The organism is Crenobacter intestini (assembly GCF_004919095.1).
GTDB classification, from domain to species: domain Bacteria; phylum Pseudomonadota; class Gammaproteobacteria; order Burkholderiales; family Chromobacteriaceae; genus Craterilacuibacter; species Craterilacuibacter intestini.
This window is the reverse complement of the sequence record NZ_STGJ01000009.1, coordinates 51,111-63,449: the sequence shown is the minus strand read 5'-3', so window position 1 is coordinate 63,449 and position 12,339 is coordinate 51,111. Positions and strand designations below refer to the sequence as shown.

General features: G+C 69.5%; 5 protein-coding genes. All 5 read left to right on the top strand.

Translation table 11 applies throughout. The annotated features are described in order from the left end of the window. The first annotated feature begins 3 nt into the window (after positions 1 to 3). The 5 genes from E5K04_RS09205 to E5K04_RS09185 all read left to right on the top strand — a co-directional run bounded on the left by E5K04_RS09205 (position 4) and on the right by E5K04_RS09185 (position 12,332). Complete coding sequence (locus E5K04_RS09205; RefSeq protein WP_136553290.1) at positions 4 to 693, top strand: type 1 glutamine amidotransferase domain-containing protein; 690 nt, start codon at positions 4 to 6, stop codon at positions 691 to 693. Positions 694 to 840: 147 nt separating this feature from the next. Continuing rightward, complete coding sequence (locus tag E5K04_RS09200; RefSeq protein ID WP_168929198.1) at positions 841 to 2,220, top strand: FecR family protein; 1,380 nt, start codon at positions 841 to 843, stop codon at positions 2,218 to 2,220. Then, a complete protein-coding gene (locus tag E5K04_RS09195) occupies positions 2,205 to 3,761 on the top strand; it encodes a ShlB/FhaC/HecB family hemolysin secretion/activation protein (RefSeq protein ID WP_136553286.1) in 1,557 nt (518 codons plus the stop codon). The genes E5K04_RS09200 and E5K04_RS09195 overlap by 16 nt, the downstream gene beginning before the upstream one ends. Positions 3,762 to 3,771: 10 nt before the next feature. Further along, positions 3,772 to 10,152, top strand: coding sequence for a GLUG motif-containing protein (locus E5K04_RS09190; protein ID WP_136553284.1), 6,381 nt, complete (start codon positions 3,772 to 3,774; stop codon positions 10,150 to 10,152). After that, entirely contained in the window at positions 10,140 to 12,332 is a 2,193-nt protein-coding gene (locus E5K04_RS09185; RefSeq protein WP_136553282.1) for a CHASE2 domain-containing protein, read from the top strand. Before E5K04_RS09190 ends, E5K04_RS09185 begins: the two co-directional genes overlap by 13 nt. Positions 12,333 to 12,339 lie beyond the last annotated feature (7 nt).

The window sequence follows — 12,339 nt, the reverse complement described above, 5'->3', positions numbered from 1 at the left end:
CCGATGAAACGCGTCCTGTTCGTTTTGACCAGCCACGACAAGCTCGGCGACACCGGCCACCGCACCGGCTTCTGGATCGAGGAATTCGCCGCCCCCTACTACGCGCTCGCGGACGCCGGTGTCGACATCACGCTCGCCTCGCCGCTCGGCCTGCAGCCGCCGATCGACCCGAAAAGCGCGCTGCCCGAGTCGCAGACCCCGGCCACCGTGCGCTTCAACGGCGACGCCGCGCTCAAGGACAAGCTCGCGCATACGCTGACGCTGAAGGAAGTCGAGGCCGGCGACTTCGACGCGGTGTTTTACCCGGGCGGCCACGGCCCGCTGTGGGACCTGACCAACAACGAGGCGTCGCGCCTGTTGATCGAGGCCTTCGCCGCGCAGGGCAAGCCGGTCGCCGCCGTCTGCCACGCACCGGCCGTGCTGCTGCACGCGCGCGGTCCTGACGGCAAGCTGCTGGTGAGCGGCCGCAAGGTCACCGGCTTTTCCGATAGCGAAGAGGAAGCGGTCGGCCTCACCCACGTCGTCCCCTTCCTGCTCGAGGACGAACTGAAGGCGCTGGGCGCGCACTACAGCAAGGGCGACGACTGGGGCGTGCACGTGGTCGAGGATGGCCCGCTGATCACCGGGCAGAACCCGGCGTCGAGCGAAGCGGTCGCGCACGCGCTGCTCAAGCGCCTGAACACGGCAGATTGACCCAAAAACCATTGTTTTCGTCGCAATTTGGCAACGCCGCGTCCGCCCGGACGCGGCGTTTTTAATATTTCATTTGAAGTAATTCCGGCCTTCCGTCGAAAATCCATAGTCAGAAATGCATTTTGGATTTCATCGCGGAGGTTCTTCTTGGAAACGTACCGCCTCACCAGGCCGCTACTCACCGGCCTGTGCCTGCTCGGCCTGGCCGGCCCCGCGCTGGCCGCCACACAGGCCGGCAAGATCCTGTTCAGCCAGGGCACTGTCACCGCCCAGCAAGCCGGCAGTGCCTTGCGCATCGTCGGCAAGGGTAGCCCGATCGACGAAGGCGACACCGTCAGCACCGACGCCAAGGGCTTTGCCGTCATCGAGTACATCGACGGCGCCCGCAACACCCTGCGCCCGGCCAGCCGGCTGACCATCGACCGCTACCGCGAAGACGGCACCCTGCAGACGCTGGCCGCCGGCGGCATCCGCAGTGTCTCCGGCGCCATCGCCAAACTCAGGCCCGACGCGGTCAAGTACCAGACGGCGACCGCGACGCTGGGCATCCGTGGCACCTCTTTCGACGCCCGGCTGTGCGACGGTGACAAAAGCTGCCAGGACCCGCTGCCCAACCCCGCCGCCCGTGCGCTGCTCATCAAGGGTCAGGTCAGCGCCGGCGGCCGGGTACTGGTGAAAGGCGGCGCCGTCGCCGAAGGCGATACGGTAAGCACCGGCGCGGCGTCAATTGCCGTGCTGGCCTTCGCCGACGGCAGCCGCGCCAGCCTCGGCCCCAACACCCGCTTCTCGGTCAAGGAATGGCGTTACGCCAAGGGCCAGGGCGGGCAGGCCGCGCTCAGGCTGGTCGACGGCGCCGCGCGCATCGTCACCGGCGCGATCGGCAAGGCCAACCCGCAGGCGTACAAGGTCCATGCCGCCACCGCCGTGATCGGCATCCGCGGCACCGGCTTCGACCTCAACTGCCGCGCCGCCTGCGCAGACACCAGCGCGCTCGGCGCCGAGGCGCCACCTGCCCAATCCGGCGCACGCGGGCGCGACATGCCGGCCGAAGGCAGCCGCCTGTTCGCGCATACCTGGCAAGGCACGATCGAAGTGGCCACCGGCCCTTACCGCGTACCGGTGAGCGTCGGGCAGGCGCTGGCCGTCAACGTCGGCAACGGTGCCAGCGACTACCTGCCGCGCGTGCCTGCCTTCATGCAGGAGGACACGCTGCCGCGGCCGGACGCCGTCCCCGGCAACTACGACGACGTCGACCAGACGGCGCGGCCGGGCCTCTACAGCTGGGTGCGCAGCGGCCGCGTCGCGCTCGCACAAGGCGGTGGCGAAGTGGCGCTCGCCCCGGGCGAGGCCGGCTACGCCGATCTGGCCGGCTCGGTACCCGAGAAACTGCCCGCCGTCCCCGCCTTCATGGCCGACGACGACACCCCGCTGCCGGACGAGTTCGATGAAGTCCAGACCCGCCTGCAACTGCGCGCCCAGTTGCGCGCCAGCCTGATCGAGGCTCCCGCCCAATGCACGATACGCTGAGACTGCCGATGAAGACGCTGCCCCTGCTGCTCGCGCTGGTGCTGCCGCCGGCGCTTGCCGCCACGGTCGAACCGCGCTTTGCCGTCGCCGCCTATCAGGTCGACGGCGACAACCCCTTGCCGGCCGCCGACACCCAGCGCGTACTCGCCCCGTTTACCGGCGACAACCAAGACATCGGCCGCCTGCAGCAAGCCGCCGCCGCCTTGCAAGGCGAACTGGCCGCTCGCGGCCACGGCTTTTACCGGGTGGTGCTGCCGCCGCAGACGCTGGATGGTACGGTGCGCCTGACACTTGCGATGCTGCCGGTGGGCGAGATCAGCGTCAGCGGCAACCAGCATTTCCCGACGCCCACCATCCGCGCCGCACTGCCCACCCTGCAAACCGGGCAACCACCCGACACCCGCGCGCTCGCGCGCAACCTCGCCCAGTTCAACGACCACCCGGCGCACCGCGCGGTACTCACCCTGTCCGAAAGCCGCGAGCGCGAGGCGATCGACGTGAAGGTCGGCGTCGAGGACGAAAAGCCATGGCTCGCGTTCGCGTCGCTGCAGAACAACGGCAACCGGGAAACCGGCAAATGGCGGCTGTCGGTCGGCGCGCAGGCGTCGCGGCTGGGCGACAGCGACCAGCAGCTCACCGCCTCGTACACCACCAGCCCCGACCGGCACCACCGCGACGTCTCGCAGGCGGGCGCCGCGTGGAAACTGCCGCTGTACGCGCTCGCCACCGACCTGTCCGCCTACGCCGTGTACTCGAATGTCGACTCCGGCACCGTCGGCGGCTTTTTCGACGTGGCAGGCCAGGGCCACTTCTACGGCGTGCGCGCGACACGCCACCTGCTGGGCAGCGGCAAGTTGCGGCAAAGCCTCGGCCTGGGCCTCGACAGCAAGTTCTTCACCAACCGGGTGATGTTCGGCGACGACAACCTGGGCAGCGACGTCGGCGCCCGCCCGCTGTCGCTCTCGTGGAACGGCGAATGGCGCGACGCAAGCGGTCAGGTGAGCAGCTCGTTCGACTTCACCCGCAACCTGCCCGGCGGGCCGGACAACGACGATGCGCACTACGCGGCCAACCGTCAGGGCGCGACGCGCCACTGGCAGGCCTGGCACGCCAACCTCAACGCCAACGCCAGCCTGCCGCGCAACTGGGCGCTCTCGGGCCGCCTGCAGGGGCAGTACAGCGACGACGCGCTGATCCCGGGCGAGCAGTTCGGGCTGGGTGGCAGCCAGAGCGTGCGCGGCTACGAGGAGCGCGAAGTCGCCGGCGAGCGCGGCCTGCTCGCCACCTTCGAAGTATGGACGCCGCCCCTGGCCGACTCGCTCAGGGCGCTCGCGTTTGCCGACGCGGGCACGGTGCGCCGCGTCGACGTGCAGCCGGGCGAGGCGGCCGGCAACACGCTCGCCTCGCTCGGCGCAGGCCTGCGCTGGCAGCCGCACCCGGCCTTCGGCCTCTCGCTCGACCTGGCCTGCCCGCTCAAGGACAGCCCCGCCACCCAAGCCGGCACCTGGCGCGCCCACCTGCTGGCCAGCGCCCGTTTCTGAAGGAGGCCCCATGCCCCATTCGCCCCGCTTCCGCCCCCATACCCTCGCGCTGGCGCTGGCCGCCGCCTTTGGCCAGGCCCACGCGCTGCCCTCCGGCCACAGCGTGGTCGCCGGCAACGTCAGCGTGACGGTGCCCTCGGCCAACGTGCTGAACGTCCACTCGGCAAGCAACCGCGCCATCGTCAACTGGCAGCAGTTCGGCATCGGCGCCGGCCAGACGGTCAACATGGCGCTGCCCTCGGCCGGCAGCGCCATCCTCAACCGGGTCACCGGCGCCGACCCCAGCCGCCTGTTGGGCACGCTGCAGTCAAACGGGCGGGTGTTCCTGATCAACCCCAACGGCGTGGTGTTCGGCGCCGGCGCGCGCATCGACACCGCAGGCTTTGTCGCCTCCACGCTCAATATCAGCGACGCCGACTTTCTGGCCGGCCGCCTCAAGTTCGGCGGGCCGGGCGGCGCCATCGACAACCCCGGCTTGCTGGAAGTGCGCGGCGACATCGCGCTGATCGCGCCGACGCTCACCAACAGCGGCGTGATCAGGAGCGAACAGGGCAACGTGGTACTCGCCGCCGGGCAGAGCGTGGAACTGGTCGACCTGGCCAACCCCGAGCTGCGCTTCGCGCTGCGCGCGCCGGACAACGCCGTGCTCAACCTGGGGCGCATTGAGGCGGCCAGCGGCGCGGTGGCCCTGTTCGCCGCGCAGATCCGCCACGGCGGGCAGATCAGCGCCACCCGCGCCGAAGTCGGCGACGGCGGCAAGATCGTGCTGCGCGCGGACGCCATCACGGTGGACGCCGGCGCCAGCCTCAACGCCGACGGCCAGGGCACAGGCAGCGGCGGGCGCATCGAACTGCTCGCAACCGGCAACGCCGCCGTGCACGGCAGCCTGAGCGCCCGCGGCGGCGCGCAAGGCGGCGACGGCGGCTTTATCGAGACCTCGGGCGCGCAGGTGAACCTTGCCGGCGTCAACGTCGACACCCGCGCGCCGCAAGGCAAGACCGGCGAGTGGCTGATCGACCCGACCGACTTCGTGGTGGCCGAGAGCGGCGGCAATCTCACCGGCAGCCAACTGTCGACCCAGCTCGGGCAGAACAATGTCAGGTTGCAGGCTGTCGCCAGCGGGACAGGCAACGGCGACGTGCTGATCAACGACACGGTGGCCTGGAGCGCCGACACCACGCTGACGCTGGAGGCCCAGCGCAATATCGGCATCAACAGCGCCATCAGCGCGAGCGGGGCGCTCGCCGGCCTGGTGCTCACCCCCGGCAGCGGCGGGCGGCATACGCTGGGCGCAAACGGCAAGGTCACCCTGACCGGCGCCAACGCCCGCCTCACCATCGCAGGCCAAGGCTACAAGCTGATCCGCAACCAGGCCGAACTGGGCGCCGCGCTCAAGCCCGTGTCGTCGGGCAGCACCGACAGCGGCTTTTTCGCACTCGGCGACGACTTCACCTTCGCCGCCGGCTTCACCAGCCGCTCGGGGCTTGCCGCCGGTAGCGTGTTCGACGGCCTGGGGCATACCCTCAGCGGCCAGCAGGCAGCGCTGTTCGACAGCAACGCCGGCCGGCTGCAAAACCTGACGCTGGCCAACGTCAACATCAACCGCACTGCGGTCGACACCGGCGCGCTGGCCAACCGCACCAGCAGCAGCAGCGTGATCGACAACGTGCGCGTCAGCGGCAAGGTGGTGGCAGGTAGCAATACCGGCGCCCTGGTCGGCCGCAATCAGGGCCAGATCAGCGCCAGCCGCTCCGACGCCAGCGTCGACAGCACCGGCAGCAACGTTGGTGGCCTCGTCGGGCTCAACAGCGGCGCGGCGGCCCGCATCAGCGCCAGCAACGCCAGCGGCAAGGTCAGTAGCACCGACTACTACGTATACAATAACGTAGGAGGGCTGGTCGGCAGTAACGAAAACGACGCGCTGATCGAAACCAGCGTCGCCAGCGGCGACGTCAACGGCAGCAGCACCGTCGGCGGCCTCGTCGGGTACAACTACAACGCCAGCATCCGCAGTAGCGAGGCTCGCGGCAAGGTCAGCGGCTCGTCTGACGTCGGCGGGCTGGTCGGCAATAATAATGCCTATCAAGGCAACGCCAGCATCAACGATAGCAGCGCCAGCGGCGACGTCAGCGGCTACTCCTCCGTCGGCGGATTGGTCGGCGCAAATACTCTCACCAGCGCCAGCGTCAGCGGCGGCACCGCCTCCGGCAAGGTGGTCGGCAAAGACCAGGTCGGCGGGCTGATCGGCAGCAACACAGGCACGCTGGAGAACAGCACCTTCAACGGCCACGCCAGCCTCACCACCGGCGGCTGGCTGGGTGGTCTGGTCGGCGGGCAGGCCGACACAGGTATCCTGCGCAACAGCTTCTACAACGCCGACGCGGTCACCCTTAACGGGCAGTTGCGCGTGTTCACCCGCGGTGCGCTGTACGGCAGCCAGTATCAGGCCTGGCTCGATGGCAACCGCAAGCTCGACATCACCAAATACGGTACTACCCTCGCCGCCGACGGCAACGGTGGATACAAAATCGGCTCGCTGCAGGGCCTGCGCGACCTGCTCGGCTTCGCCGACACCGGCTACAGCTTCACCCTCACCAATAACCTCGACCTGAACGGTGACGCCGGCTTCTTCCTGCCTTACTTCAAGGGGCGCTTCGAAGGCGCCGGCTTTACCCTGGCCAACCTCAACGTCGCGCAGGACTTCGGCGGGCGCACCGGCTGGGTCGGCCTCAACGAGGGCAGCCTCGCCAACCTCAAGCTGGCGAGCGCCAGTGTCGCCGGCTACTACTCGGGCTTCAACGGACTGCTGGCGGGCGAGAACCGCGGCAGCATCCAGGCCAGCGAAGCGGCCGGCACCCTCACCGTCAGCGGCAGTGGCAGTGTCTTCGGCAGCAGTGGCGGCCTAGTTGGCATCAACACCACAACCGGCCGCGTTGACGCCGGCGTCAGCCACGGCAGCGTCAAGGGCTACACCATCGGCGGCCTGGTCGGCGGCAACGAAGGCGTGATCAGCGCCAGCCTCTCCGACGCCAGCGTCGACAGCAGCAGCTTCGACAGCATCGGCAGCTTCGTTGGTGGCCTCGTCGGGTTCAACAGCGGCGCGGCGGCCCGCATCAGCGCCAGCAACGCCAGCGGCAAGGTCAGTAGCACCGGCAACTACGTAGGAGGGCTGGTCGGCTACAACGGAAACGACGCGCTGATCGAAACCAGCGTCGCCAGCGGCAACGTCAGTGGCCATGACAACGCCGGCGGGTTGGTCGGGCAGAACTCCGCCAGCATCCGCGGCAGCGAAGCGCACGGCTACGTCAGCACCAACTGGTGGGGGAATCGCGTCGGCGGGCTGGTGGGCTTCAACACTGGCAGCATCAGCAACAGCAAGGCTGATAGCTACGTCTCCAGCTGGAATGACGTCGGCGGGCTGGTCGGCTACAACACTGGCAGCATCAGCAACAGCCGCACCAGCGGCTACGTGGGGGGCATCGAAAATATAGGGGGGCTGGTCGGCTACAACGCTGGCAGCATCAGCAACAGCGAGGCGGGCGACACCGTCAGCGGCAACAAAAATACAGGAGGGCTGGTCGGCTACAACACTGGCAGCATCGCGGGCAGCGCTGCGGGTGGCGACGTAACCGGCCGCAGCCATGTCGGCGGGCTGGTCGGTGCCAGCTGGGCTTACTCCAGCAGCGCCACCCCTACCATCAGCGGCAGCGCGGCTTCCGGCAAGGTCAGCGGCGACGACCAGGTCGGCGGGCTGGTCGGCTATCTGGGCCCGGGCGGCGCGCTGACTGGCAGCCGCTTCGAAGGCTCGCTCAATACCCAGGCGGGGGCCGTGGCCGGCGCTCTGGTCGGCGGCCAGGCCGGCACTGCTACGCTGGCGACCGACAGCCACTACAACGTCGATAAGGTGACGATCAACGGCAACAAGGTGGTGACCGCCGGCGCGCTGTACGACAAGCAGTACACCGACTGGGCGGCCGACGGTGTGCTGGCGGCGGGCGACTATTTCGGGCCGGCCACCGCCGATGGCTACTTCGTGATCGACAGCGTCGACAGGCTCAAGGCCGTGCTCGGCTTCGCCGGCGACACCGGCACCCGCTTCCGCCTCGGTGCCGACCTCGACCTCTCGGCGCTGAAAAACTTCAGCATCCCGCACTTTAATGGCGCCGACTTTGACGGGGCCGGCCATACGCTGGGCAATTTGTCGATCGAGCACGACATCACCCTGTCAACCGGCCTGTTCGGCAGCGTGGGTAGCGGCAGCCGGGTGCACGACCTGCGCCTGGCCAACGTCTCGATCAAGACAAATAACAAGGCAGAGAGCGGCGGCATCGCCGGCGCCAACCGTGGCACGCTGGAGCGGGTCTCGGTCAGCGGCACCCTGTCCGACTCAGGGAACTACTGGCCCTACAGTTACCCGGTGGTCGGCGGCATCGCCGGCTACAACGGCGGCACCATCCGCGAGGCAGGCGCGCTGGTCAGCATCAAGAGTGCCAGCATGCAAGGCGGCATCGCCGGCCACAACGCCACAGGCGGCACACTCATCAATAGCTACAGCCAGGGCAGCCTGGAAAATGGCGCCAGCGCCGGCAACGCCATCAGCGGCGGGCTGGCCGGCTACAACGATGGCACCATCGGCGGCAGCTATTCGACGGCGCGCATCAAGACTGCAGGCGGGTACCAGGGCGCGCTGGTCGGCAGAAACTTCGGCAGCCTGAGCGACAGTTACTGGCACGCGGCGTCTGCCGGGCAGGCGCAGGCGGTCGGCGACACTTTGGGAAGCGCCAGCAGCAACAGCACGATGCTCGCCGACTCCCAGCTGAAGCAGCAGGCGGGGTACGCCGGCTTCGACTTTGCCAATACCTGGGGCATCGTCGACGGCAAGGGCACGCCCTATCTGAAGTGGCAGTTCACCACGGCGCCGCAACTGGTATCGGGCAAGCTCGCCGGCGGCGGCGGGCAGACCGTACAGCTGATCTCGGGCGGGCAGGTGGTCGGCCAGGCGGTGGCCGCGGCCGACGGCAGCTACCTGCTGCAACTGGCGCAGGGCGCCTTCCTGAGCGACGCGCCGCTGCTGACCATCGCCCGCGACGGCAACAATGTGGTGACGGCGGCCGGCTACAGCGTCGCCAACGCAGGCCTCGCCACCGGCTTCGACCTGAGCGCCGGCATGTTCAGCGTGTACGGCAGCGGCTCGGCGGCGACACTCGGCACGCTGTCGGGCGGCGGCGGCCTGTTCAGCGTGTCCGGCAACGACCTGAGCTTCGCGAGCCTGGGCTTCGAGCTGAAGTCGGGTGCGAGCTGGCTGCTCGCCGGCACGCTGAAGACCTCGGCGGCGCAGAACTGGCTGGGCATGCTCACGGTCAGCGGCAACGCCACGCTGGACGCCGGTGGCAACGCCATCGACCTGCCCGGCGGCCTCTACATGAATAGCGGCAGCAGCCTCGCGATCAACGGCGGCGGCCAGCGCGGCGGCGTGTTCGAACTGGGCGGCGGCACGCTGACCTTTGCCGGCGGCAACCAGGCCTTCAACAGCGCCACGACCCTGCAAAACGGCCTCGCCGTGTTCAGCTCGGCCGCCAGCTACAGCGGCACGGCCGCCGTCCGCAACCAGGGCAACGCCCGCTTCGCCGACGGTACCCTTTTCGCGCCGGCCTTCGTCAACGCCGGGCAGACTACGCTGAACGGCAATGTCCGCTTCGACAGCGGCTATATGCAGGAGAGCGGGTTGACCACGCTGGGCAGCAGCGGCGCCGCTGCCACCCTGACGAGCAACGCCAACCTGGCCGGCGGCACGCTCGCCGGTAGCGGTACCGTCACCGGCAACCTGCAAGTCGGCAACGCGACGCTGGCGCCGGGCTTCTCCCCGGGCAGCCTGCGGGTAAACGGCGACCTGACGCTGGGCGCGGGCTCGGTCATCAACAGCGAGGTCATGGGAAACAGCGCAGGCCAGTTCGACACCATCAGCGTCGGCGGCAACGCGGCGCTGGCGGGCACCCACAACATCATCACCGGCAGCTACGCCCCGGCTACCGGCACCACCGACGTCTTTGCGCTGATCAGCGCCGGCAGCCTGAGCGGCGCGTTTGCCAATAGCAGCCTGCCCGGCGGCGCCACCGCTGCCTCCAGCGGCGGCAACTACCAGCTGGCCTGGACGGGAACCACGACACCGCCGGTCACTCCTCCAGTCACGCCGCCGGTTACGCCACCGGTCACACCGCCCGTCAAACCGCCGGGCGAGGGCAGCCAGGCGGGTTCGATCTTGCAGCGCGGCAATACGCAAGAGGTGGTGCAACTGGCGCAGGGCTTCATCCAGCCTACGCAAGAAAGCCGCACCGTCGAGGATGAGGAGTTGCGGCGGCGCGAACAAGGCGTGCAGATTTGCCAGCAATAAGCCCGCTATTACGCCGCCACGCGCGGCGCATCTTCGCAGCGTGGCTGCTGTGCCTGCCGTTTGTACTCGGCGCACTGGGTGTGCTGGCGCTGCCCGGGCTGGCTCGGCTGGAGGGCTGGCTGCACGACAGCCGGCTCGCGCTGACCGCGCCGGGCGGGGTCGACCCGCGGGTGGTGATCGTCGACATCGACGAGGCGAGTCTGGCGCGGCTGGGGCAATGGCCGTGGCCGCGGCAGACGGTGGCGGCGTTGGTCGACACGCTGGCCGGGCATTACCGGGTCAGCGCCATCGGCTTTGACGCGGTGTTTGCCGAACCGGAACACCGCGCGAGCAACGACTGGCTGCCCACACTCGGCGCACGCTTTCCGGCACTGCTGCCCGAATTGCGGCAACTGGCCGCCGGCGACGACCACGACCGGCGCCTCGCCGACAGCGTGCGCCGCGCGCCGGTGGTGCTCGGCTACTACTTCGACACCAGCGACGGCGCGGCGCGCCACGGCGGGCAATTGCCCGAACCGGTGTTCGAGCAGGCGCTCGCCAATGGTGTCGCACCGGTGGCGGCCGGCGGCTTCGGCGCCAACCTGCCGCAGTTGCAACAGGCGGCCGGCCACGCCGGCCACTTCAACGCGCTGGCCGACGCCGACGGCGTCAACCGCCGGCTGCCGGCCCTGCTCGCCTACCGGGGCCAGCTCTACGACAGCCTGTCGCTGGCAATGCTGCGCCGGCTCGCCGGCGACATGCCGCTGCTGCCCGAGTTCGACGCGGGGGGGCGGATGGACGCGGTGTCGATCGGCGACTGGCGGCTGCCGCTGGGTGCCGATGGCAGCCTGCTGATTCCCTACCGCGGCGCGCGCGGCAGCTTTCCTTATATCTCGGCAGAACGGGTGCTCGCGCGCGAGGTGACGCCCGCCGAACTGGCTGGGCGCATCGTGTTGGTCGGCGCCAGCGCGCCGGGGCTGATGGACCTGCGTGCGACGCCGCTATCCGCCGTCTATCCGGGGGTGGAAATCCACGCCAATGTGATCGCGGCGGCACTGGACAAGCGCCTGTACCGCCAGCCGGACAACGCGCCGGCCGAGGCGCTGCTGTTGCTGGTGCTCGGCGGCACGCTGGCGCTGCTGCTGCCGCTACTCTCCCCGCTGAAGGCGGCACTGGCCAGCACGCTGCTGGCCGCCTTGCTGGTGGGCACCAACCTGGCCGCCTGGCAGTACCGGCAACTGGCGCTACCGCTGGCCGCGCCCTTGACGCTGATCGTGCTGCTCTACCTGCTGAATGCGAGCTGGGGCTATTTCAGCGAGGCGCGCAAGCGGCGCGAGCTGTCCGGCGCCTTCGGCAGCTACGTGCCGCCGGCGCTGGTGGCGAAGATGGCCGACGCGCCGCAGCGCTTCCTCGCGCAGATGCAGGGCGAGCACCGGGTGATGAGCGTGCTGTTTTCCGACGTGCGCGACTTCACGCGCATCAGCGAGGGGCTGCCGGCGACCGAACTCTCCGCGCTGATGAACCGCTACCTGTCGGCGCAGACCGCGCATGTGCAGGCGGCGTCCGGCACGGTCGACAAATACATCGGCGACGCGATCATGGCGTTCTGGGGCGCACCGCTGGCCGACGCCGAGCATGCGCGCCACGCGGTCGGGGCGGCGCTGGCGATGGCAGGCGGGATGGCCGCGCTGAACGACGCGTTTGCCGCGCGCGGCTGGCCGCCCCTGGCCATCGGCGTCGGCATCAATTCGGGCGGGATGAACGTCGGCAATATGGGCTCGGACTTTCGCCGCGCCTACACGGTGATGGGCGACGCGGTGAACCTCGCCGCCCGGCTGGAGGGGCTGACCAAGGTGTACGGCGTGCCCATCCTGTGCGGGCCGGACACCCGCGCGGCCTGCCCGGACATGATTTGGCGCGAAGTCGACCGCATGCGGGTCAAGGGCAAGCGCGAGGCGGTCAGCGCGTGGCAGCCGCTGCCCGAGGGCAGCCAGGCCGCCGCCGGGCTAACTGAATGGCAAGCCGCGCTCGAAGCCTACCGCGCGCGCGACTTTGCCGGCGCACAGCAACGCCTGCAGGCACTGGCCGCTGCCGCGCCCGACGACGGCCTCTACCCGTACTATCTGGCGCGCTGCGCGCACTACCTGCACCACCCGCCGGCCGCAGACTGGGACGGCGTCCACGAACACAGCGAAAAATGAAGAACCC